The organism is Stella humosa (assembly GCF_006738645.1).
Lineage (GTDB): Bacteria > Pseudomonadota > Alphaproteobacteria > ATCC43930 > Allostellaceae > Allostella > Allostella humosa.
Window position 1 is genome coordinate 1308996 of record NZ_AP019700.1, and the last position, 24022, is coordinate 1333017.

Sequence of the window (24022 nt, forward strand, 5' to 3'; positions counted from 1 at the left end):
CGGCGGCTGGCCCGCTCGTATGTTTCCGGCCTTGGCTCAGCCCGCCGCGGACGCGGTATCGAAGATGCCGCCCACGACCCGGTCCCGGCCGGCAGACTTGCTCAGATAGAGCTGGTGGTCGGCTTGCTTGATCCACAGTTCCGGCGCCATGCCGGGCAGGCATCGCGCCGTTGCCACGCCGACGCTCACGGTCACATAGGAACTGATGGCGGATGCCGTGTGGGGAATGCCCAGCGAGCGGACCTGGGCCTGGATATCCCGTGCCACCGCCATCGCCGCGTCGAGCTCCGCCTCGGGCAGGACGCAGGCGAATTCCTCGCCGCCATAGCGCGCCGTCAGGTCCGAGGCACGGCGCACCGCGCGGTTGAGCACCGAGGCCACCATGGCGATGCAGCGGTCGCCGACGGGATGGCCGTAGGTGTCGTTGAAGAGCTTGAAGAAGTCGATGTCGATCATGATGACCGACAGCCAGTCGCCGGAGCGCGCGAGCCTCGCCGTCTCGGCGTCCAGCGTCTGCTGCAGGCGCCGGCGATTGCTGAGCCCCGTCAGGGAATCGGTCACCGCCATTTCGGCCAGTTGATCGCGCAGGCGTTTCAGTTCGATGTGGTTGCGTACGCGCGCGGACAGCAGGCGCGGCGCGATCGGCTTGGTGACGTAGTCGATCGCGCCCAGCGACAATCCCCGCGCTTCGGCGTCGAGGCCGTCGAGGCCGGTGGTGAAGATGATCGGCACGTCGGCGAGCAGCCGGTCGTCCTTGAGCGTCCGGCACACTTCGTAGCCATCCATGCCAGGCATCAGCACGTCCAGCAGGATCAGGTCGGGCAGCACGGTCCGCGCCAGCTTGATCGCCTCCTCGCCCGACGTGGCAAAGCAGATCTCGTAGCTGTCCTCGAGGGCGGCGTTGATGATCTCGATATTCGAGATCTCGTCGTCGACGATCAGAATCGTGGCCCGATCCATAGCGTTTCTGTCCTTGGAACCGTTGAATCGTCTGCGTGCGGGATCTCGTCGAGCAACTGCAAGGCGCGATCATAGTCGAGCCGGTCGAGGGCCGCCTTCATCGGATGCTGCGCTGCCGCCTCGGCCGTCATGCCCAATGCCTGGGCCAGGCGGTCGAACCCGGCGCGGGCGCCAAGGCTGCGTCGCCCGAGCATCGTGCGGAGCGCCACGGTCGCCCTCGCCACGGCGGCGGCGTCGACCGCTGCGCCGGTCGGCGCGGCACTGGTCGGCCCGCCGGGAAGGAGGCTCCGCGCCGCTACGATGGCGGGCGCCATCAGGCCATCCAGTGCGTCGAGCTTGGCGTCCATCCCGTCGAGGTCGTCATCGGCCAGGGCCGTCTCTATGCCCGCGGCCACCGCCGCGACCTCTCGGATCTCCAACGATGCGGCGACGCCCTTCAGCGTGTGGGCAAGACGCCGCGCATCGCCCAGCGCCGCCCGGGCGACATGCGCCCGCAGGTTCGGCGCGGCGTCGGCAAAATTGGCGCCGAAGTTGACGATCAGCCGGCGCAGCAATGCGTGCTTGCCGTTGACCCGGCGGAGGGCGGCCGGCAAATCGAAGGGCGGAAGGCTGTCCGGCAGCGTGTCGGTCGGCGATGCCGCCGGCGGGGCGGCCGACGCCGCCTCCTCGGCCAGCGACGTCGCATCGCGGGCGACAAGCCAGCGATCCAGCGTGCGGATCAGCAAGGCCGGGTCGACCGGCTTGGCGATATGGTCGTTCATGCCGGCCGCGAAGCAGCGCTGCCGTTCGACTTCGTAGGCGTGCGCGGTCATGGCGATGATCGGCAGGCGGTCGGCCGGCCAGTCCTGTCGGATGCGCATAGTCGCCTCGATGCCGTCCATCTCCGGCATCTGGACGTCCATCAGCACGGCGGCATAGCGCCCGCCGGCCGCCTGCATGCGATCGCAGGCGATCCGGCCGTTCTCGGCCGTATCCACCTTCAGCCCGGCGCCGGTCAGCAGTTCGATCGCGATTTCCCGATTGATGGGGTTGTCCTCCGCCAGCAGCACGCGAAGCCCGCGCCGGGCCGGCGCCACCATCGGGATCGCGCCGGCATTGCGGTCGTCGTCCGCGGCTGTCGCCGTCCCGGTCTGGCTGGCATGCAGGCGGGTGATGGCCGCGAGCAAGGCCCGGGGATCGACCGGCTTGGTCAGGACGGCGGCGACATCCATCGCTTCGGCGTCGGCCCGAACCTCGTCGTCCCCGTACGCCGTCACCAGCAGCACGGACGGCATCCGGCCGGCGCCGGTGCTGGCGCGCATCGCTGCGATGGTTTCGATGCCGTCCAGCCCCGGCATCTTCCAGTCCAGCAGGACGAGGTCGTAGGGCGTGGCTGCCGATGCGGCCATGTCGATCGCCCCCAGCACCTCGGGTCCCGATGCCACGAGGTCGACCGGCATCGACCAGGACGCAAAGATCTGCTGCAGGATCTTGCGCGACGCCGGGTTGTCGTCGGCGACCAGCACGCGAAGCCGCGCGATGTCCGGCGTCGGCACGGGCTCGGTGGGCATGGCCGCGGCGGCGCCCACCTCCATCACGACGGTGAAGACGAACGTGCTGCCCGCACCTGGGCTGCTTTCCGCCCGGATGGTGCCGCCCATCAGCTCGACGATCTGCTTGCAGATCGCCAGCCCCAGCCCGGTGCCGCCGAAGCGGCGGGTCGTCGAACTGTCGGCCTGGCTGAAGCTGCGGAACAGCGACGCCAGTTGCTGTTCCGTCATGCCGATGCCCGTGTCCTGGACGGACACTTCCAGCGTGACCGTGTCGGCTTCCCGCTTTGCGACCTTTGCCGACACGGTGACGGTGCCGTTGCCGGTGAACTTCACGGCATTGGTGACCAGGTTCAGCACCACCTGGCTGAAGCGCAGTTCGTCGCCGATCAGCACCTCCGGCACCGTCTTGTCGATCACGGCGCGAAGGGCGACGCCCTTGGCCTCGGCAGCGGTGGCGGCGATGTGGAGCTGGTTGTCGATCGCGGCCTGGACGGCAAAGGGGTGGCGCTCCAGCGACAGCTTGCCGGCCTCGTTCTTCGAGAAATCCAGGATGTCGTTGATGAGGCGAAGCAGGGAGTTGCCGGCGCGGTCGATCTTGGTGACGTAGTCGCGCTGCCGGGGCGTCAGGTCCGTGCGCAGAGCCAGATGCGCGAAGCCGAGGATGGCGTTCATCGGCGTCCGGATCTCATGGCTCATGTTGGCCAGGAACATGCTCTTGGCCCGATTGGCGTTCTCGGCCTCCTGCGTCTCGGCGCTCATCGTGCCGATCTGGCCGAACTTCTCGACCAGGGTGTCGCTCAGCCAGACCAGGACGGCGGTCTGGAATGCGACGATGCCCGCATGCAGAAGAACCCGCGAGAGATCGCCGCCGCTGGGGAACACCGCCAGGGGCAGCAGGTAGCTCAGCGCCAGGTGATGGATCGCGATGGCCGTAGCCGCCACCACCACGGCCCGCTTGTCGCACCAGGCGATGGTGAGCGCCAGCGTGGCGAAGAAGTACATGTGCATGTCCATCTGCCAGGCCTTGCCCGAGAACAGGTAGACAAGCAGGACGGGCTCGCCCATCAGGGCGATGGCCGACAGATAGCGCGTGGAGGGCGCGCTGCCACGCCGCCACCATGCCAGGTGATAGGCCGCGGCCAGCACGGTGCTGGCCAGTGCCGCCCCGACCGGCGACCGGTCCACGGCCACGGCCGTCGCGGCGAGGATCGGCACATGCAGCCAGAACAGGACGACCAGGAACTGCCCGAAGTGATGGCGAACCTTGTCGAGTTCGTTCGTCATCCGCCGTCCCCCTGGGCTGTCCGTCGATCCCCGATACAGCCCCGCTCCCGGATCGGATCAATCACCGCCCAGGCGCCCGCCCGATAGAGGGCGCCGACGAAACCGGGACTGTCGGAATGGGCGACGACGATGTTGGCGAGGCCGCCCGTGCCGGAGACCAGGCCATCGGCTGCCTGGACGAGGGCCATCGTCTGCCGCAGGTCGTACCAGGGCGGCGCCACCACCGCATACTGCCCGCCATTGCCCGACGGGGCCAGCATGGCCATGCCGAGCCCGGCGAGGCCGAAGACCAGCAGGGCCGCGGCGGGGATGAAATCCCGCCAGCCGCCGCACCCGTCGCCGCCACGCCCTTCGTTGGGTCTATCCATGTTGCGGCCGGGGCTGCCAGCGGTTGGGATCAAAAGGCGACCTGCCGGATCGTCGATCGTCCGGTGGCTGGTTGCAGAACGTGCCGACCCCGTAGAATATGCGGGTTGCCGCGTCAATACGGTGTCGGATGCGGCCGGGTCGCGGGCGGTCCGGCCGCTTCGATCAGTGGCGCGGAGCTGCCTGCAGGACGAGCCTCAGCAGGCGGCCGAACTGGGCGCCCGTGACCACGCGGCCGGGCTGGTCGGTGTCGACGCGATGGACGAGGACGGCGTCGAGTGCCGGCATCACCAGCACGACATGGCCGCCGGCGCCGCGCGCGGCATAGGTGCCCTCGGGCACGCGGACATGGGGGTAGAAGATGCTCTGCCGCGCCACCCACCACATATAGCCGTAGGCACCCTGGTGGCCGGCGTCGGAGACGGGCGCGGTGCTGGCCTCGACCCAGCCTTCGGGCAACAGCCGCCGGCCGTCGCGGCAGCCATCCTCCAGGAATAGCTGGCCGAAGCGGGCGAGGTCGCGGGCCGTCATGCGGAAGGGGTAGGCCGGGTGCCGGGAATCCGGGAGGTCGATGTAGCGACCATCCTCGGCGGGCCGGAAGTCCTCCATCCCGGTCGGCCCGGCGATACGGGCCTGGAAGTCGGCGAAGATGTCGGCCCCGGTCGATTGCCGGAAGATCGTCCCCAGCGCGTTGAAGTCCCAGTTGTTGTAGCACCAGACGGTGCCCGGGCCGGCGCTGTGGCGGGCCGGCTTGATCGAGACCATCCAGGGCGATTCATACCCGCTCGGATGATAGACGCCCGACCGCGCGCAGAGCAGGTCCAGCACCTTCGCCAGCTTCTCGCGGTCGGTCAGGCCAAGCCGGTCGTCGATCCCGAGCCCGCCCAGCGAGGCATCCAGGTCGATCCGCCCCTCGGCCTCGTGGATGCCGATCAGGGCCGAGAGGATGCTCTTGCGGATGGAATGGGTGTTGAAGCGGTCGGCGACGCGGCCGTGGGACAGCACCACCCGGCCGCGCACCACCAGCAGCAGGGCGGCCGTGTCGATGCCGTCGGCAAAAGCGGTGGCCGCCGACAACTTGTCCGCGCACCAGCCGGCGTCGGCCGGGCCGGCCCAGGCGGGCCAGCTTCCGATATCGGTCATGGTTGCCGGCTCAGGCGGCGCGGACGATCGTGCCGGGCTTCTCGTCCCATTCCGGGCCCCAGATCTGGACCATGTGGCCGGGCGAGACCTCTCGATACTGCCGCGGGGGCGGCACGAAGTCGGGCGCGCGCACCGGGCTGCGGATCTCGTCGTTGGAGATGCCGCGCTTGGTGCCGCGCCGGGCCGGATCGGGGATCGGCACTGCCGACATCAGCTTGCGGGTGTAGGGGTGCTGCGGGTTGCCGAAGACAGCCTCGCGCGGGCCGATCTCGACGATCTCGCCCAGATACATGACGGCCACCCGGTGGGCGACGCGCTCGACCACGGCGATGTCGTGCGAGATGAAAAGATAGGCCAGCCGCAGGCTGACCTGGAGGTCCAGCATCAGGTTGATGACCTGGGCCTTGATCGACACGTCGAGCGCCGATACCGCCTCGTCGGCCACGATCAGCTTGGGCCCGACCGACAGCGCGCGGGCGATGCAGATGCGCTGGCGCTGACCGCCCGAGAACTCGTGCGGATAGCGCACCGCCATGTCGGGCTGCAGGCCGACGCGGCGCAGCAGGTCGGCCACCCGGTCGCGGCCCTCGGCCGGCGTGCACATCTTGTGCGCCATCAGCGGCTCGGCGATCGCCTGGCCGACATTGATGCGCGGGTTGAGGCTGGCAAAGGGGTCCTGGAAGATGATCTGCATGCGCTTGCGGGCTTCGCGCAGCGCATTCTGCTCCATGCCGATGACGTCCTGACCATCGACCACGACCGAGCCGCTGTTGGGCTCGACCAGGCGCAGGATGGAACGCCCGGTGGTGGACTTGCCGCAGCCGGATTCGCCGACGACGGCCAGTGTCTCGCCCGCCAGCAGGCTGAAGGACACGTTCTCGACCGCGTGCACCCGGCCGGTGACGGTGCTGAACAGCCCGGAGCGGATGTCGAAGCGGGTGGTGAGGTTGTTCACCTCCAGCACCGGGCGCTCGGCCGTGGCGACCGTGTCCGGCACCTCGACCGGCACGTCCGACAGGCCGGTCTTGGTGTCGACGACCGGGAAGCGCATCGGCCGCTTGTGGCCCTCCATCGAGCCCAGGCGCGGCACGGCGGACAGCAGGGCCCGGGTGTAGGGATGCTGGGGCCGGGCGAAGATGTCCTCGGTCTGGCCCTTCTCGACCTGCTCGCCGTTGAACATGACGATGGTGCGGTCGGCGATCTCCGCCACCACGCCCATGTCGTGGGTGATGAAGAGGACCGACATGCCCTCCTCGTCCTGCAATACCTTGATGAGGTCGAGGATCTGCGCCTGGATGGTGACGTCCAGCGCCGTCGTCGGCTCGTCGGCGATCAGCAGCTTGGGCTTGCAGGCGAGCGCCATGGCGATCATCACGCGCTGGCGCATGCCGCCGGAGAAGCGGTGCGGATACTCGTGGAAGCGCGACTTGGCGGCGGGGATGCGCACCTTCTCCAGCAGCCGGATGGTCTCGGCCTCGGCCTCGCGCCGCGACATGCCCTGGTGGCCGATCAGCGCCTCGGCGATCTGGAAGCCGATGGTCAGCACCGGGTTCAGGCTGGTCATCGGCTCCTGGAAGATCATGGCGACGTCGTTGCCACGGATCTTCTTCATCCGATGCTCGGGCAGTGCCGTCAGCTCGGTGCCGGCCAGGACCACCTTGCCCTCGATCCTGCCGTTCATCTCGGGCACGAGGCGCATGATCGAGAGCGCGGTGACGCTTTTGCCGGAGCCGGATTCGCCGACGATGGCGACCGTCTCGCGCGGGGCCACCTCGAACGAGACGTTGCGCACGACCGGCCGCCAGACCCCCTCGGTCAGGAACGAGGTGGTCAGGTTGCTTACGGAGAGAACGGGAGTGGTCATCCGGATGCTAGCCCCTGTCCTTACAAGCGCCGCGCGATGCGCGGGTCCAGCGTGTCGCGCAGCCCGTCGCCGACCAGGTTGATGGCCAGCACGGTGATGGCGAGGCAGACGCCGGGGAAGAAGATGATCCAGGGCGAGATCTGGAAGAAGGTCCGGCCCAGCGAGATGATGTTGCCCCAGCTCGGGATCTCCGGCGGGGTGCCGGCGCCCAGGAAGGACAGGCCGGCCTCCGCCAGGATCGCCGACGCGCAGACATAGGTCGCCTGGACGATCAGCGGCGCCAGCGTGTTGGGCAGGATGTGCCGGTACATGATGACGACGTTGCGCGTTCCGGCGGCAATCGCTGCCTCGATGTAAGGCATCTCGCGCACGGACAGCACGACCGAGCGCACCAGGCGCACGACGCGCGGGATCTCGGGGATGGAGATGGCGATGATGACGATCGTCAGGCTCGCCTTCATCAGCGTGATGAGCGCGATCGCCAGCAGGATCGACGGGATCGACATGAGCCCGTCCATGATGCGCATGACGATGGCGTCGACCCGCTTGTAGAAGCCGCAGAGCACCCCGACCACGAGGCCGATGACGGTGGCCAGTGCGGCCACGCTGATGCCGACGATCAGCGAGATGCGGGTGCCGTAGACGACGCGGCTGTAGACGTCGCGCCCGAACTGGTCGGTGCCGAACCAGAAGTTCTCGGACGGCCGCTTCAGCCGGTTGGCCGGCTCGAAGCTGAGCGGGTCGTCGGCGATCAGCGGCGCGATGAAGGCGAAGATGACGAAGACGAGGAGGATGCTGGCGCCCACGACGATCGTCGTGTTGCGCCGCATCCAGGCGACGGGGCCCTTGCGCGAACGAACGCGGGGGGCGGCGGCGCCGGCGGTGGTGGTGGCCATCGGACCTGCCTCCCTAGTAGCGGATTCGCGGATCGAAGAAGCTGTAGCTGATGTCGATCATCAGGTTGATCAGCACCTTGGTCCCCGCGAAGATGATGATCAGGCCCTGGATGATCGGGTAGTCGCGCTTCAGGATCGCGTCCACCGTCAGCCGGCCCAGCCCCGGGATGTTGAACACCGTCTCGGTGATGACGACGCCGGAAATGAGGGCGGCCATGCCGAGGCCGATGACCGTGACGATCGGCACCGCGGCGTTCTTCAGCGCATGGCGCAGCAGCACGGACTTGGTGGTGACGCCCTTGGCGTGGGCGGTGCGGATATAGTCCTCCGACAAGACTTCCAGCATCGAGGCGCGCGTGATGCGGGCGATCAGCGCCATGTAGCTGGTGCCCAGCGCGACCGCCGGCAGCACGACCGAGCGGAAGGTCTGGTCCACCCCCTGTGACAGCGGGCGATAGCCCTGCACCGGCAGCCAGCGCAGCTCGATCGAGAAGATGTAGATGAGGATGTAGCCGACCAGGAACACCGGCACGGCGAAGCCCAGCACCGAGAAGCCCATGACCACGCGGTCGACGAAGGTGCGGGCCTTCCAGGCGGCGAAGACGCCGAGCGGGATGGCGCATACCACCGCCACCAACAGGGTGGAGGCCGCCAGCACGAGGGTCGGCTCCAGCCGCTGGGCGACCAGCGTGGTCACCGGCAGGTTGGAGAAGATGGAGGTGCCGAGGTCGCCGCGCAGCAGGCCCCAGGCATAGATGATGAACTGTTCCCAGATCGGCAGGTCGAGGCCGAGCCGCTTGCGGACGCCTTCGATCTCCATGGGCGTGGCATCGTCACCGGCGATGATCGCCGCCGGGTCGCCCGGGGTCAGGTGCAGCAAAAGGAAGACGAACAGGGCGACGACCACCATCACGGGGATCGTCGCGAACAAGCGGCGAATGATGTAGGCGGTCATCGTCCAACCTTCATTGCGACCTTCATGGCATCGTGCGCTCTCGTTGACGGGGGCGGATTGCTGCTTTTTTCATCGTCTCAGGCGACGGCAACCTGTAACGGAACAGCCCAGCGCTTGAACAGCGAAAACCATGCCAGCGCGACGAAAAAGCCAATGGCGTCCGCAACTTCGGCAATGATCGCGCAAAGCACCACTATCGCGCGCGGTGCATTGCCCGCGCGCTTTCCCCGTATTCCGGCGGGTATCGAAGCGGACCCCGCCCGTGCCTCCGGCAGACCTCCGGCGTTCCCTGCCGCTGGCCTTGGCGCCGCCCTGACGGCGCCTAATTCTTGTCCGGCGGCACGCAGTAGAGCGCGCCGGGCCGTGGCAGGGCAAGCCCCTTGCCTTGGGCGGAAGGCCCCGCAACCGGCGCGGGACCTTCCGGTCGCAGGCGGCTACTTCACCGACACGTTCCACATCGGCGGCAGGCTGGGCGCCATCAGCAGGCCGCTCAGCTTGTCGGAGCGATAGGCGGACGGGTTGTTCCACTGCGCGAACGAGATGTAGGGCACCTGCTCGTAGGCCCGCTTGGACAGCTCGACCGCGATCTCGCGCCGCTTCTCGATGTCCGGTGCCACCGCCCAGTTCTTGCGCAGCGCCTCGAACTTCTCGTCGCAGGGCCAGCCGAACCAGGCCTTGTCGCAGCCCATGCCGATTGAGACATGGGTCATCGGGTTGGCGGAGCCGACGATCGAGGTGCCGGTGATGAAGATGTTCCAGCCGCCCTGGGCCGGCGGCTCCTTCTTCGTGCGGCGCGAGACGACCGTGCCCCAGTCCATCGCCTGCACGTCCAGCTTCAGGAAGCCCGCCTTCCGCATCTGCTGGATCATCACCAGATTGGCCGGGTTGATGTACCAGTGGTCGGTGGCGTGCAGGATGGTGATGGGCTCGCCCTTGTAGCCCGCCTCCTTGAAGAGCTGCTCGGCCTTCTTGTAGTCGGGCGGCGCCTTGTAGACCTCCGACCCGGCATCGGTCTCCATCGGCGTGTCGCAGCCGAAATAGGAGTAGCAGAGCGTCTGCAGCTTCTTGTCCGGGATGAAGGTGTTCAGGTAGTCGGGATTCTTCAGGATGTGCAGCATCGCCTGCCGCGCCTTCACGTTGTTGAAGGGCGGGTGCAGGTGGTTGAGCTGGATGATCCCCATGGAACCCGACGCCGGGTGCCCGAACAGCTTCACGCCGGGGGCGGCCTCCAGGATCGGCAGGAAATCGACCTGCGGCGCCTCCAGGAAGTCGATCTCGCCCGCGACCAGGGCCGATTGCTGTGTCTGCGGATCGGGCAGCCAGACGAACTCCACCCGGTCGACCTTCACCACCTTGGCCCCGGCATGGCCGGACGGGGCCTCCTTGCGCGGGACGTAGTCGGCGAACTTGGTATAGACGGTCTTGCTGCCGGGGGCCCACTCGTCACGCTTGAAGACGAAGGGGCCGGAGCCGATCATCTCGGTCACCTGCTGGAAGGGGTCGGTCAGGGCCTCCTTCTCGCGCATGATGGCGGGCAGGCTGGATGTCGGCTTGGCCAGCGTGTCGATGACGAGGCCATAGGGCTCCTTCAGGCGCCACTCGAAGGTCTTGTCGTCCTTGGCGACCAGGTCCTCGGTGAAGCCGAACAGCGCCTTGCCGGCGCCGTCGCGCACGCCCCACCGCTTGGTGGACGCGATCACGTCGCGCGTGGTGACCGGGGTGCCGTCATGGAACTTCAGGCCGTCGCGCAGCGTGAAGGTGTAGACCTTCTTGTCTTCGCTGACGGTCCATTTCTCGACCATCTGCGGGTGCGGCTCCAGCTTCTCGTCGCTGGCGAACAGCCGGTCGTAGATCATGTTGCCGTGGATGGACGCGATCACCTGCGTCGTCCACATCGGGTCCAGCGTGCGCACGTCGGCATGCATGGTGGCGCGCAGGACCTTGCCCTGGGCCAGGGCCGCGGTCGATCCGCCGGTCAGCACGCCGGTAAGGGCGGTGCCGGCCAGCAGCGCCGCTGCGAGCATGGTTTTCATCGTCGGCTCCCAGAATTGTTGCCATTCCTGTTGGCCGCGCCCGTCTTTGCGACGTTCTGCGCGGCCGGCCCCGCCGGGTATTTCCCTGGCGATGATTAGAGAATGGCGGGAGTCCGTTGGGCAAGCAGGATCGGGGCCAACGAGGGACGCTGCGGCGGCAACGTCATTGCGCCCCCCGCGCCGGGAGCACCGGCGCGGGAGGCCGCGGTGACTACTTCTTCTCGATGTTCCACATGATGGGGAAGCTCGGCGCCTCGACGATCCCCGACAGACGGTCGGAGCGATAGGCGGACGGGTTGCTCCACTGGGCGAACGAGATGTAGGGCACCTGGTCGTAGGCGCGCTTGGACAGGTCGACCGCGACCGCCTTGCGCTTGGCCAGGTCCGGTGCGGCTACCCAGTCGCGGCGAAGCTGCTCGAACTTGTCGTCGCAGGGCCAGCCGAACCAGGCCTTCTCGCAGCCCATGCCGATGGCGACATGGGTCATCGGGTTGGCCGAGGTCACGATCGAGGTGCCGGTGATGTAGAGGTTCCAGCCGCCCTGGGCCGGCGGTTCCTTCTTCGCCCGCCGGGCGACGACGGAGCCCCAGTCCAGCGCCTGCACGTCGAGCTTCAGGAAGCCCGCCTTCCGCAGTTGCTGGATCATCACCAGGTTGGCCGGGTTGATGTACCAGTGGTCGGTGGCGTGCAGAATGGTGATCGGCTCGCCGTTGTAGCCGGCCTCCTTGAAGAGCGCTTCGGCCTTCTTGTAGTCCTTCTTGGGCGACTTGTAGACTTCGGAGCCCGCATCCGTCTCCATCGGCGTGCCGCAGCCGAAATAGGAGTAGCAGAGCTTCTGCAGCTTCTTGTCGGGGATGAAGGTGTTGAGGAAATCCGGCATGTGCAGGATGTGGAACAGCGCCTGGCGCGCCTTCACGTTGTTGAAGGGCGGGTGCAGGTGGTTGATGCCGATGATCCCCATCGAGCCGGAAGCCGGATGGTTGAACAGCTTCACGTCCGGCGTCGCCTCGAGGATCGGCAGGAAGTCGACCTGCGGGGCCTCGAGATAGTCGATCTCGCCCGCGACCAGCGCCGACTGCTGCGTCTGCGGGTCCGACATCCAGATGAACTCGACGCGGTCGACCTTCACCACCTTGCCACCGGCATGGCCGGACGGCGGCTCCTTGCGTGGCACATAGTCGGGGAACTTGGCATAGACGGTCTTGCTGCCAGGCACCCACTCGTCGGTCTTGAACATGAACGGGCCGGACCCGACCATGTCCTTCACCTGCTGGAAGGGGTCGGTCAGGGCTTCCTTCTCGCGCATGATCGCGGGCAGGCTGGTGCCAGTCTTGGCCAACGTCTCGATGACGAGGCCGTAGGGCTCCTTGAGTTTCCACTCGAAGGTCTTGTCGTCCTTGGCGACCAGATCCTCGGTATAGCCGAAGAGGATCTTGCCGGCGCCGTCGCGGGCACCCCAGCGCTTCATCGAGGCGATGACGTCCTTGGTCGTGACGGGGGTGCCGTCATGAAACTTCAGGCCGTCGCGCAGCGTGAAGGTATAGACCTTCTTGTCGTCGCTGACGGTCCACTTGTCGACCATCTGCGGCTGCGGCTCGAGGTTGCCGTCGCTGGCGAACAGCCGGTCGAAGATCATGTTGCCGTGGATCGACGCGATCGTCTGCGTCGTCCAGACCGGGTCCAGCGTGCGCACGTCGGCATGCATGGTGGCGCGGATGACCTTCTGCGCCAGGGCGGGGGCGGCGGTCAGGCCGGCCAGGGCGGTGGTCGCCAGGAACGCTGCGGCGAGCGTCGCTCTCATTCAATCTGCTCCGGAATTGGGGATGGTTCAGGACGTCCCGAACCTAGTGACCGGGCCGCCCGGCGGGCAAGCCTATTCCGCAGGCTGGAGGCCGCGCGCCACGCCCGCTTCCTCGGCCGGCCGGCGGCGCATGCGCGACAGATACATGTAGGCGACGGGCACGATGAAGAGGGTGAGCGGCGTCCCGAAGGTCATACCGCCGACGATGACCCAGCCGATCGACTGCCGGCTTTCGGCCCCCGCACCGGCGGCGATCGCCAGCGGCACCGCGCCCAGCACCATGGCACCCGTCGTCATCAGGATCGGGCGCAGGCGCAGCACGGCGGCCTCCGTCACCGCGTCGCGCACCGACCGGCCCTCGTCCTGAAGCTGGTTGGCGAACTGCACGATCAGGATGCCGTGCTTGGTGATGAGGCCGATCAGCGTCACCAGCCCGATCTGGCTGTAGACATTCAGCGTCCCCCCCGTCAGCCACAGGGCCATCAGCGCGCCGGTGATCGACAGCGGCACGGTCAGCATGATGATGAAGGGGTCGACGAAGCTCTCGAACTGGGCCGACAGCACCAGGAAGATGAAGACCAGCGCCAGGGCGAAGATGAAATAGAGGCTGCTGCCGGCCTCGCGGAAGGCGCGCGACTGGCCGCCATAATCGTAGCGGACCGTCTGCGGCAGGGTGTCCCGGGTGGCGGTCTCTAGTGCGGCCAGGGCCTCGCCCATGGCGTAGCCTGGGGCGAGGTTGGCGGTGATGGTGGCCGAGCGGAGCTGGTTGAAGCGGTTCAGCTCCTTGGGCGAGATCGTCTCGCGCACGTCGACCAGGTTGGAGAGCTGGATCATCGTCCCGCCCTGGCCGCGGACATAGATGTCGCCGACATCGTCCGAGGTCCGGCGCCCTTCCGGGGCGACCTGGACGATGACGTCGTACTGCTCGCCGTTCTGGTTGAAGCGGGTGACCTGGCGCCCGCCCAGCAGGCTTTCCAGCGTGCGCCCGACATTGACGATGCTGGCGCCGACATCGGCCACCCGGTCGCGATTCACCTCGACCTCGATCTGCGGCTTGTTGAGGCGCAGGTCGCTGTCCAGGTTGATGAAGCCCGGATAGCGGCCGGCGGCCTCCAGCACCTGGTCGACATAGCCGTCCAGCACGGCATAGCTCTCGGACGTCTGGATGACGAACTCGATCGGCTTGTTGCGCGCACTCTCCCCGAAGGCGCCCGGATTGTTGGCCGAGGCGCGGACGCCCGCGATCTGCCGCAGGTTCGGCTGCATCTCGGCCACGATGTCCTGCTGGCGCCGCTCGCGCTGCTCCCACGGCCGCAGGGTGGAGAACGAGATCAGCTCGTTCACCGCGCGCGAGCCCACGATGACGAACTGGTGGGCGATCTCGGGCACGGCGCCCAGCACCTTCTCCAACTCGCGGCCGTAGCGCGCGGTGTAGTCGACGGTGGCGCCCTCGGGCGCCGAGCCGGAGGTGAAGATGACGCCCTGGTCCTCCACCGGCGCCAGTTCCGAGCGCAGGTTCAGGAAGAAGAAGGCGCTGGCGCCGGCCACGCCCAGCCCGACCAGGACCACCAGCGGGCGCACCGTCAGCGAAGCCGAGAGGGCGCGGCGGTAGCCGCGCGTCATGGCATCGAACACCCGTTCCAGCGCCATGTAGACGCGGCCGTGATGGTCATGATGGCGCAGCAGCTTGGAGCACATCATCGGCGTCAGCGTCAGCGCCACGAAGCCGGAAACGACGACGGCACCGGCTAGCGTCAGGGCGAACTCCGTGAAGAGCCGCCCGGTGCGCCCCGGCGTGAAGGCGACGGGGGCATAGACCGCGGCCAGCGTCAGCGTCATGGCGATGACCGGACCCGATATCTCGCGGATGCCGCGGATGGCGGCCGCCACCGGCTTCATGCCGGATTCCATGTGGCGGTGTACGTTCTCCAGCACGACGATGGCGTCGTCGACGACCAAGCCGATCGCCAGCACCATCGCCAGCAGGGTCAGCGTGTTGATCGAGAAGCCGAAGGCATAGAGCAGCGTGCAGGCGCCGATCAGCGACACCGGGATGGTGACGAGCGGGATCAGCGTCGCCCGCAGCGAGCGCAGGAACAGCAGGATCACCAGTACGACCAGCGCCACCGCCTCGCCCACGGTGGTGTATACGGCCGAGATGGAGCGGTCGATGAAGACCGACTTGTCGTAGGAGACGACGGCGTTCATCCCGGCCGGCAGGCCCGCCACCAGGTCTGGCATCATCTGGCGCAGGCCGCGCGACACGTCGAGCGGGTTGGCGGTCGCCTGCTTGACGATGCCGAGGATGACGGCCGTCTTGCCGTTGTAGCGGGTGATGCGGCGCTCGTCGGTCGGCCCCAGCTCGACCCGGCCGACATCGCCGATGCGTACCGCGAAGCCGCCCGCATCCTTGACGACGATGCGCGAGAACTCGGCCGGGGTGCGCAGGCCCGTGCGCGAAAGCACCGTGAACTCCCGGTCCAGGCTCTCGATGCGGCCGGACGGGATCTCGACATTCTGCTGGCTCAGCGCGTTCTCGACATCCTGCACGGTCAGCGCGTAGGCAGCCAGGCGCGCGCGGTCGAGCCAGATGCGCATGGCATAGCGCCGCTCGCCGAAGATGCGCACCTCCGATACGCCAGGCAGCGTCTGCAAGCGGTCCTTCACGAAGCGGTCGGCGTAGTCGCTGATCTCGATGGTGGGCTGCCGGTCGCTGGTGAAGGCGACGAAGATGACCGCCTGCGCGTCAGCCTCCACCTTGGCGATGATCGGCTCCTCGATCTCGTCGGGCAGCCGTCCGCGCACGCGGCCGACCCGGTCGCGCACGTCGTTGGCGGCGACGTCCGGGTCAATGTTCAGCCGGAAGCGCACGGTGATGTTGCTGAGCTCTGGCTGGCTCGACGAGGTGATCGTCTCGATCCCCTCGATGCCGGCGATCGAATCCTCCAGCACCTGGGTGACCTGGGTCTCGATGATCTCGGCGCTGGCGCCCAGGTAGCTGGTGCGGACCGAGACGATCGGCTCGTCGATGTTGGGGTATTCGCGGACGGTGAGCTGCAGGAAAGAGACGACGCCGATCAGGACGACGATCAGGCTGATGACGGTCGAGAAGACCGGCCGTTCAATGAAGAAGCGATAGTCCATCGACTGGTCAGCCGCCGCGCGCGGCCGGCTGGCCGACCTTCTCGCGGCCGACGACCTCGCGTCCGACCACTTCGACGGCCGCGCCGTCGCGGAGCTGCGGCTGGCCGGCCGTCACCACTACTGCGTCGGCGGTGAGGCCGCTGGCGATCTCGACCAGGCCCGGCTGGCGCCGGCCGAGCTGCACTTCGGTCAGGACGGCGCGCCCATTGTCGACCCGGTAGACGTATTTCTTCTGGTCCACCGGGAAGACGGCGGATTCCGGCGCCAGGACCGCGTTCGGCCGCTCTTCCACCACGACGCGGATGCGCACGAACAGGCCCGGATGCAATGCCCCGTCGGGGTTCGGCAGGGATGCGCGCAGGCGCAGCGCGCGGCCGTTTTCGTCGACGATCGGGTGGAGCGCGTAGATCTCGCCCGCGAAGGTGCGGCCGGGCAGGGCGTCGGCCAGGACGGCGATACGCTGGCCCGTGCGGATGCTGGTGAGGAAGACCTCCGACACGCGGAAATCGACCCGCACCGGGTCGGTCGAGGCCAGTTCGACGATGCGGTCGCCGGGACTGACATAGGCGCCGACGCTGAACATGCGCAGGCCGACCGTGCCCGCGAAGGGCGCGCGGATTTCCGCCCGGTCGAGGCGGGTCTGGGCCAGGTCGAAGTTGGCCTGGGCCGCCTGGAGGACGGCCAGCGCCTCGTCGCGGGCGCGCAGCGTGCCGGTGCCCTGGCTCGCCAACTGGTTGGCACGTTCGTTGTTGGTGCGCGCCAGGGTCAGGTCCGAGCGCGCCTTGGCCAGTTCCCCCTTCAGCAGGGCGGGGTCCAGCTCGACCAGCAGGTCACCCTTCTTCACCCGTGCGCCGTCGGCAAAGCCGAAACGCACGATGCGGCCGGGGATCTCCGGCTGGATGACGACCGATTCCGCCGGCTGGAGGGAGCCGACGACATTGATGTCGTCGGTTACCCGACCGACGGTGACGGCAGCCGTCTCCACCGCGATCGCCCGCACGGGCGGCCTGGCTCCATCCCGTCCGGCGGCCGCCAGACGCGACGCGCCGTCGCGGAAATGGCTGACGGCGAACACGGCGCCCGCCGCCAATGCCACCAGAATGGCGAGATATCCCAGACGTCGAATGACCGTCATTCCCCGTGCGCCAGCCCATTATGGTTGTCGTTAGGGGAAACATGGTACCGGAAAACCTAGAAATATAGATGCTGCGACGTGAACTTTCTGAAACGGCCTCCGGAAGCCTACTTTCGCTCGATGTTCCACATCGGCGGCACCGACGGCACCGGAATGACGCCGCTGATGCGGTCGGCGCGATAGGCGACCGGGTTCAGCCACTGCGCGAAGGGGACGAACGGCACCTGCTCGTAGATGCGGCGGGACAGGTCGACGGCGATCTTCTTGCGCTCGTCCGCGGTCTGCGCCAGGCCCCACGACTTGCGGACCTCCTCGAACTCGGCGTTGCAGGGCCAGCCGACATTGGCCTTCTCGCAGCCCATGCCGATCCAGGTGTTGGTGGCGGGGTTGGAGGAGCCCAGCACGGTGGTGCCGGTGATGAAGATGTTCCAGCCGCCCTGGGCCGGCGGCTCCTTCTTGGCCCGTCTGGCGACCACGGCACCCCAGTCCATCGCCTGCACGTCGAGCTTCAGGAAGCTGGCCCGCCTGAGCTGCTGGATCAGCACCTGGGTGGCGGGGTTGATGTACTGGTGGTCGGTGGCGTGCAGGATGGTGATGGGCTCGCCCTTGTAGCCCGCCTCCTTGAAGAGCTGCTCGGCCTTCTTCAGGTCTTTGGGGGCCTTGTAGACCTCGGACCCGGCGTCGGTCTCCATCGGTACGTCGCAGCCGAAATAGGAGTAGCAGACCTTCTGCAGCTTCCGGTCGGCGGCCACCGTGTCCAGGTAATCGGGCATGTTGACGATGTGGTACATCGCCTGCCGCGCCTTGATGGCGTTGAAGGGCGGGTGCAGGTGGTTGAGCTGGATCAGCCCCATCGTGCCCTGGGCCGGGTGGGTCACCAGCTTCACGCCGGGCGTCGCCTCCAGCATCGGCAGGAAGTCGAGCTGCGGGCTTTCCAGATAGTCGATCTCGCCATTGATGAGCGCCGACTGGGCGGTCTGCGGGTCGGGCATCCAGATGAACTCGACGCGGTCGACCTTCACCACCTTGCCGCCGGCATGGCCGGACGCCGGCTCCTTGCGCGGGACGTAGTCGGCGAACTTGGCGTAGACGGTCTTGCTGCCGGGCACCCACTCGTCGCGCTTGAAGACGAACGGGCCGGAGCCCACGACCTCGGTGATCTGCTGGAAGGGGTCGGTTTTGGCCTCCTTCTCGCGCATGACGTAGGGGCTGCCGACCTGGGCCAGGGTGTCGATGACGAGGCCATAGGGGGCGTTCAGCTTCCACTCGAAGCGGCGGTCGTCCAGCGCGGTGATGGAATCGGTGAAGTCCAGCATCAGCTTGCCGGCGTTGCGGCGGGCGGCCCAGCGGCGGAAGGACGCGATCGCGTCGGCGCTGCGGATGGGCGTGCCGTCGTGGAACTTGGTGCCCTCGCGCAGCGTGAAGACATAGGTCTTCTTGTCGTCGCTGACGGTCCAGGTCTCGACCAACTGCGGCTGGGGCGTCAGGCTGCTGTCGAGGTTGAAGAGCTGGTCATAGACCATGTTGCCATGGATGCTGGCGATGGTCTGGGTGGTCCAGACCGGGTCCAGCGTGCGCACGTCGGCATGCATGGCGACGCGCAGGGTCTTGGGTTGCTGGGCGATTGCGGCATGGCCGACGACCGATGCGGCAAGGGCGGCGACAGACAGCGTGGCGATGGAACGCGGCAGGCTGGACATGACGTCTCCTCGTCGGCGTTCGGGCGGATCGCAGGCCCCCCGGCCTGCCGACCGGGCCGGGGGGCTGCGCCAGGCTGTCTTCTCGTCGTTGCTACTTCTTCTCGATGTTCCACATGGGCGGCACCGACGGCACCGCGAGCACGCCGGAGATGCGGTCCTCGCGATAGGCGACCGGGTTCACCCACTGGCCGAAGCTGACATAGGGCACCTCGGCATAGAGGCGCTTCGACAGGTCGACCGCGATCTTCTTGCGGTCCTCGATCGTCCGGGCCAGGCCCCAGGACTTGCGGACTTCCTCGAACTCGGCATTGCAGGGCCAGCCGACATTGGCCTTCTCGCAGCTCATGCCGATCCAGCTATGGGTGACCGGGTTGGACAGGCCCAGCACCGGCGCGGTGGTGAGGAAGATGTTCCACCCGCCCTGGGCCGGCGGGTCCTTCTTGGCCCGGCGTGCCACGACCGCCCCCCAGTCCATCGCCTGCGCGTCGAGCTTCAGGAAGCCCGCCTTGCGCATCTGCTGGATCATCACCTGGTTGGCGGGGTTGATCGTCTGGTGGTCGGTGGCGTGCAGGATGGTGATGGGCTCGCCCTTGTAGCCGGCCTCCTTGAAGAGCTGCTCGGCCCGCTTGTAGTCGGGGGCCGCCTTCTGCGGCTCGGCACCGGCATCGGTCTCCATCGGCGTGCCGCAGCCGAAGTACGAGTAGCAGAGCTTCTGCAGCTTCTTGTCGGCGACGACCGTGTTCAGGTAGTCGGGGATGTTGATCAGCGACAGCATCGCCTGCCGCGCCTTCACGTTGTTGAAGGGCGGGTGCAGGTGGTTCAGCACGATCTGGCCCATGGTGCCGTGGGCCGCATGGTTGATCAGCTTCACGCCCGGCGTGGATTCCAGCATCGGCAGGAAGTCGATCTGGGGGTTCTCCAGATAGTCGATCTCGCCGTTGATCAGGGCCGACTGCGCGGTCTGCGGGTCGGCCATCCACAGGAACTCGACGCGGTCGACCTTCACCGTCTTGCCGCCCGCATGGCCGGACGCCGGCTCCTTGCGCGGGATGTAGTTCGGGTTCTTGACATAGACGGTCTTCGAGCCCGGCACCCACTCGTCGCGCTTGAAGAGGAACGGGCCGGAGCCGACGACTTCCTGCACCTGCTGGAAGGGGTCGGTCTTGGCCTCCTTCTCGCGCATCACGAAGCCGGTGCCGGTCTGCGCCAGCGTGTCCAGCACCAAGCCGTAGGGCTGGTTCAGCTTCCACTCGATGCGGCGGTCGTCCAGCGCGTTGATCGAATCGGTGAAGTCGAGCAGCAGCTTGCCGGCATTGCGCCGGGCCGCCCAGCGGCGGAAGGACGCGATCGCGTCGATGCTGCGCACGGGCGAGCCGTCATGGAACTTCAGCCCCTCGCGCAGCGTGAAGACATAGGTCTTGCGGTCGTCGCTGACGGTCCAGGTCTCGACCATCTGGGGCTGCGGCTCCAGCTTGGCGTCGAGATTGAAGAGCTGGTCGTAGATCATGTTGCCGTGGATGGTGGCGATGACCTGCGTGGTCCAGACGGGGTCGAGCGTGCGCACGTCGCCATGCATGGCGACGCGGATGGTCTTGGGCTGCTGGGCGGATGCGGCGACGCTCCCGATCGCCGCCGCCAGGGCGACGGTGGACAGGGTGGCGATGGCGCGCGGCAGACGGGGCATGTCGTTTCCTTTTCGGCGGGGCGGGCGATGCGGGTCCCCGGCCTGCCGACCGGCCGGGGACCCGGGGAGAGGCGGCTATTTCTTGACGATGTTCCACATCGCCGGCACCGACGGCACCGGGATCACGCCGGTGATCTTGTCCTCGCGATAGGCGACCGGGTTCACCCACTGGGCGAACGAGATGTAGGGCACGGTCTCATAGGCCCGCTTGGAGATGTCGACCGCCAGCTTCTTGCGGTCCGCCACCTCGGGCGCCAGGCTCCAGGCCTGCCGCAGCTCTTCCATCTTGCTGTCGCACGGCCAGCCGAACCATGCCTTCTCGCAGCCCATGCCGAGCGAGACGTGCGAGATGGGCGAGGACGAGCCCAGCACGGTGGTGCCGGTGATGAAGATGTTCCAGCCGCCCTGGGCCGGTAGTTCCTTCTTCGTCCGGCGCGAGACGACCGTGCCCCAGTCCATCGCCTGTACGTCGAGGTTCAGGCCGGCCTTGCGCATCTGCTGCACCAGCACGAGGCTGGCCGGGTTGATGTAGGCGTGGTCGGTGGCGTGCAGGATGGTGATCGGCTCGCCCTTGTAGCCGGCCTCCTTGAAGAGCTCGGCCGCCTTCTTGTAGTCGGGCTGGGCCTTGTAGACCTCGGCGCCGGCATCCGTCTCCATCGGCACGCTGCAGCCGAAGTAGGAATAGCAGAGGGTCTGCAGCTTCTTGTCGGGCGAGATGGTGTTCAGGTAGTCGGGCATGTGGACGATGTTCAGCATCGCCTGCCGCGCCTTCACGTTGTTGAAGGGCGGGTGCAGGTGATTGAGCTGGATGATCCCCATGGTGCCCTGGGCGGGGTGGGTGATCAGCTTCACGCCGGGGGTCCCTTCCAGGATCGGCAGGAAGTCCGGCTGCGGATTCTCCAGATAGTCGATCTCGCCCGCGACCAGGGCCGCCTGGGCGGTCTGCGGGTCGGGCAGCCACACGAACTCCACCCGGTCGACCTTGGCGACCTTGCCGCCGGCATGGGCCGACGACGGCTCCTTGCGCGGCACATAGTCCTTGAACTTGGTGTAGACGGTCTTGCTGCCGGGCACCCACTCGTCGCGCTTCAGCATGAACGGACCGGAGCCGATCGCTTCGGTGATCTGCTGCATCGGATCGACCGTGGCTTCCTTCTCGCGCATGATGAAGACGGCGCCGATCTGGGCCAGCGTGTCGATGACGAGGCCGAAGGGCTCCTTCAGCTTCCACTCGAAGGTCTTGTCGTCCTTTGCGGTGATCGAATCGGTGAAGCCCAGCAGGATCTTGCCGGCGTTGCGGCGGGCGGCCCAGCGATTGATCGAGGGCAGCACGTCCTTGGTCGTGACCGGCGTGCCGTCGTGGAACTTCAGCCCGTCGCGGAGCGTGAAGACGTAGGTCTTCCGGTCCTCGCTGACCGTCCACTTGTCCACCATCTGGGGTTGCGGCTCCAGGTTGGTGTCCAGGTTGAAGAGCTGGTCATAGATCATGTTGCCGTGGATGGTCGCGATGGTCTGCGTCGTCCACACCGGGTCGAGCGAGCGCACGTCGGCGTGCATGGTGGCCCGCAGGACCTTTTCCTGCGCCATGGCCGGGGTCGACACCCCGGCCATGATCGTCGTGGCGAGCAGGGCCCGCGCGATCGTCCCGTTCATCGTCCTAGATCTCCCATCCAAATTGCTCGAAGCCGATCCCGATCGGAACGCCCGGCCGATCGGCCACCCCGGTGGGTGGTCCGCGCAGCCTTATTGCGTTCCCGGCCGGCAGTAGAACCGCGCGCGCCGTCGACGGCAAGGAAAACGGACAGGATCGCGCGAGATCGAGCAGTCCCGACCGTGCCAAAAACGATGGAGCAGGCAGATATGGCGGGAAAATGCGGGCGCCGCCGGGGTGCGGCGCCGCCCGCTTCTCGATCGTGCGATCGGCCTTTCGGCTACTGCTTCCGCTCGATGTTCCACATGGCCGGAATCGACGACACGTTGATGACGCCGGTGATGCGGTCCTCGCGATAGGCGAACGGCGTCACCCACTGCCCGTAGGGGATGAAGGGCACGGTCTCGTAGGCCCGCTTCGAGATGTCGACCGCGATCGCCTTGCGGGCGGCCGTGTCGGGGGCAAGGCTCCAGGCCCGCCGCAGGTCTTCCATCCGGGCGTCGCAGGGCCAGCCGAACCAGGCTTTCTCGCAGCTCATGCCGAGCGCCACATGGGTGATGGGCGAGGACGAGCCCAGCACCGTGGTGCCGGTCAGGAAGATGTTCCAGCCGCCCTGGGCCGGCGGCTCCTTCTTCGTCCGGCGGGAGACGACCGTGCCCCAGTCCATCGCCTGCACGTCGAGCTTCAGGAAGCCGGTCCGGCGCATGTGCTGGATCAGCACCTGGGTCCCGGGGTTGATGTGGGCGTGGTCGGTGGCGTGCAGGATGGTGATGGGCTCGCCCTTGTAGCCGGCTTCCTTGAAGAGCTGCTCGGCCTTCCGATGGTCTGGGGCGGCCTTGTAGGCCTCCGACCCGGCATCGGTTTCCATCGGCGTCTCGCAGCCGAGATAGGAGTAGCAGAGCTTCTTGAAGCGCGGGTCGGGGGCGATGGTGTCGATGATGTCGGGCATGCGCACGACATGCAGCATCGCCTGGCGCGCCTTCACCTTGTCGAAGGGCGGGTGCAGGTGGTTGAGCTGCAGCACGCCGGTGGTGCCCTTGGCCGGGTGGGCCATCAGCTTGACCCCCGGCGTCGCCTCCAGGATCGACATGAAGTCGGGCTGCGGGTTCTCCAGGAAGTCGATCTCGCCCGAGACCAGGGCCGCCTGGGCGGTCTGCGGGTCGGGCAGCCAGATGAACTCCACCCGGTCGACCTTCACCACCTTGCCGCCGGCATGGCCGGACGGCGGGTCCCGGCGCGGCACATAGTCGGCGAACTTCGTGTAGACCGCCTTGGCGCCCGGGACCCATTCGTCGCGCTTGAAGGTGAACGGGCCGGAGCCGATCGCCTCGGTCACCTGCTGGAAGGGGTCCGTCAGGGCCTCCTTCTCGCGCATCATGACCAGCCCGTTGGCCCGTGCCAGCGTGTCGAGGACGAGGCCGTAGGGCTCCTTCAGCTTCCACTCGAAGGTCCGGTCGTCGACGGCCGACACGGCGTCGGTGAAGGTCATCAGCGTCTTGCCCGCGCTGTTGCGGGTGGCCCAGCGGCGGATCGACGGCAGCACGTCCTTGGTCGTCACCGGCGTGCCGTCGTGAAACTTCAGCCCGTCGCGCAGCGTGAAGCGATAGGTCTTGCGATCCTCGCTGACCGACCAGTCCCCCACCATCTGCGGCTGGGGCTCCAGCTTCTCGTCATAGGCGAACAGGTGGTCGTAGATCATGTTGCCGTGGATGGTGGCGATCGTCTGCGTCGTCCACACGGGATCGAGCGAGCGGACGTCGGCATGCATCGACACGCGCAGGACCTTGGGCTGCTGGGCCTGGGCCGCCGGCATGGTTGCGCCCAGCAGGGCCAGCACGGCCGCGGGTAGCCACCTTCGGGAATGGGGACAATTC

15 protein-coding genes are annotated in these 24022 nt (G+C 67.4%); all 15 read right to left on the reverse strand.

The genetic code is table 11. From position 1 onward, the window contains the following. Positions 1-36 precede the first annotated feature (36 nt). Positions 37-960, reverse strand: a complete 924-nt coding sequence (locus STVA_RS06240; protein ID WP_123689454.1) for a diguanylate cyclase — start codon at positions 958-960, stop codon at positions 37-39. Then, on the reverse strand, positions 939-3776 hold the full coding sequence (locus STVA_RS06245; RefSeq protein ID WP_123689453.1) for a response regulator: 2838 nt from the start codon (positions 3774-3776) through the stop codon (positions 939-941). Before STVA_RS06245 ends, STVA_RS06240 begins: the two co-directional genes overlap by 22 nt. Continuing rightward, entirely contained in the window at positions 3773-4144 is a 372-nt protein-coding gene (locus STVA_RS06250) for a hypothetical protein (RefSeq protein ID WP_123689452.1), read from the reverse strand. The genes STVA_RS06245 and STVA_RS06250 overlap by 4 nt, the downstream gene beginning before the upstream one ends. 163 nt (positions 4145-4307) lie before the next feature. Then, entirely contained in the window at positions 4308-5285 is a 978-nt protein-coding gene (locus tag STVA_RS06255; RefSeq protein ID WP_123689451.1) for a serine hydrolase domain-containing protein, read from the reverse strand. A gap of 10 nt (positions 5286-5295) precedes the next feature. Then, positions 5296-7149 (reverse strand): ABC transporter ATP-binding protein, encoded by a 1854-nt coding sequence (locus STVA_RS06260; RefSeq protein WP_123689450.1) that lies wholly within the window; start codon positions 7147-7149, stop codon positions 5296-5298. A 20-nt stretch (positions 7150-7169) separates the two neighbouring features. Further along, entirely contained in the window at positions 7170-8045 is an 876-nt protein-coding gene (locus STVA_RS06265; protein WP_123689449.1) for an ABC transporter permease, read from the reverse strand. A 13-nt stretch (positions 8046-8058) separates the two neighbouring features. After that, complete coding sequence (locus tag STVA_RS06270) at positions 8059-9000, reverse strand: ABC transporter permease (RefSeq protein ID WP_123689448.1); 942 nt, start codon at positions 8998-9000, stop codon at positions 8059-8061. Positions 9001-9434: 434 nt separating this feature from the next. Then, on the reverse strand, positions 9435-11033 hold the full coding sequence (locus STVA_RS06275) for an ABC transporter substrate-binding protein (protein ID WP_197735800.1): 1599 nt from the start codon (positions 11031-11033) through the stop codon (positions 9435-9437). A gap of 211 nt (positions 11034-11244) precedes the next feature. Next, positions 11245-12834, reverse strand: a complete 1590-nt coding sequence (locus STVA_RS06280) for an ABC transporter substrate-binding protein (RefSeq protein WP_123689447.1) — start codon at positions 12832-12834, stop codon at positions 11245-11247. Between the two features lie 72 nt (positions 12835-12906). Further along, positions 12907-15978, reverse strand: a complete 3072-nt coding sequence (locus STVA_RS06285; RefSeq protein WP_123689446.1) for an efflux RND transporter permease subunit — start codon at positions 15976-15978, stop codon at positions 12907-12909. Positions 15979-15985: 7 nt separating this feature from the next. Then, positions 15986-17113, reverse strand: a complete 1128-nt coding sequence (locus tag STVA_RS06290) for an efflux RND transporter periplasmic adaptor subunit (protein ID WP_123689445.1) — start codon at positions 17111-17113, stop codon at positions 15986-15988. Positions 17114-17220: 107 nt separating this feature from the next. Continuing rightward, complete coding sequence (locus STVA_RS06295; protein ID WP_123689444.1) at positions 17221-18813, reverse strand: ABC transporter substrate-binding protein; 1593 nt, start codon at positions 18811-18813, stop codon at positions 17221-17223. Between the two features lie 91 nt (positions 18814-18904). Next, positions 18905-20497 carry an ABC transporter substrate-binding protein gene (locus STVA_RS06300; protein ID WP_123689443.1) on the reverse strand — a complete coding sequence of 531 codons (1593 nt, stop codon included), beginning with the start codon at positions 20495-20497 and terminating at the stop codon, positions 18905-18907. A 75-nt stretch (positions 20498-20572) separates the two neighbouring features. Next, positions 20573-22150 carry an ABC transporter substrate-binding protein gene (locus STVA_RS06305; protein WP_197735801.1) on the reverse strand — a complete coding sequence of 526 codons (1578 nt, stop codon included), beginning with the start codon at positions 22148-22150 and terminating at the stop codon, positions 20573-20575. A gap of 278 nt (positions 22151-22428) precedes the next feature. Next, the gene (locus tag STVA_RS06310) at positions 22429-23985 is read right to left on the reverse strand and encodes an ABC transporter substrate-binding protein (protein WP_197735802.1); all 1557 of its coding nucleotides are present in this window, start codon (positions 23983-23985) and stop codon (positions 22429-22431) included. Positions 23986-24022 lie beyond the last annotated feature (37 nt).

Bases quoted from the DNA above. Each gene is read 5' to 3' on its own strand.
- STVA_RS06240 (WP_123689454.1), bottom strand. From the start codon at position 960: ATGGATCGGGCCACGATTCTGATCGTCGACGACGAGATCTCGAATATC.
- STVA_RS06245 (WP_123689453.1), bottom strand. From the start codon at position 3,776: ATGACGAACGAACTCGACAAGGTTCGCCATCACTTCGGGCAGTTCCTG.
- STVA_RS06250 (WP_123689452.1), bottom strand. From the start codon at position 4,144: ATGGATAGACCCAACGAAGGGCGTGGCGGCGACGGGTGCGGCGGCTGG.
- STVA_RS06255 (WP_123689451.1), bottom strand. From the start codon at position 5,285: ATGACCGATATCGGAAGCTGGCCCGCCTGGGCCGGCCCGGCCGACGCC.
- STVA_RS06260 (WP_123689450.1), bottom strand. From the start codon at position 7,149: ATGACCACTCCCGTTCTCTCCGTAAGCAACCTGACCACCTCGTTCCTG.
- STVA_RS06265 (WP_123689449.1), bottom strand. From the start codon at position 8,045: ATGGCCACCACCACCGCCGGCGCCGCCGCCCCCCGCGTTCGTTCGCGC.
- STVA_RS06270 (WP_123689448.1), bottom strand. From the start codon at position 9,000: ATGACCGCCTACATCATTCGCCGCTTGTTCGCGACGATCCCCGTGATG.
- STVA_RS06275 (WP_197735800.1), bottom strand. From the start codon at position 11,033: ATGAAAACCATGCTCGCAGCGGCGCTGCTGGCCGGCACCGCCCTTACC.
- STVA_RS06280 (WP_123689447.1), bottom strand. From the start codon at position 12,834: ATGAGAGCGACGCTCGCCGCAGCGTTCCTGGCGACCACCGCCCTGGCC.
- STVA_RS06285 (WP_123689446.1), bottom strand. From the start codon at position 15,978: ATGGACTATCGCTTCTTCATTGAACGGCCGGTCTTCTCGACCGTCATC.
- STVA_RS06290 (WP_123689445.1), bottom strand. From the start codon at position 17,113: ATGACGGTCATTCGACGTCTGGGATATCTCGCCATTCTGGTGGCATTG.
- STVA_RS06295 (WP_123689444.1), bottom strand. From the start codon at position 18,813: ATGTCCAGCCTGCCGCGTTCCATCGCCACGCTGTCTGTCGCCGCCCTT.
- STVA_RS06300 (WP_123689443.1), bottom strand. From the start codon at position 20,497: ATGCCCCGTCTGCCGCGCGCCATCGCCACCCTGTCCACCGTCGCCCTG.
- STVA_RS06305 (WP_197735801.1), bottom strand. From the start codon at position 22,150: ATGAACGGGACGATCGCGCGGGCCCTGCTCGCCACGACGATCATGGCC.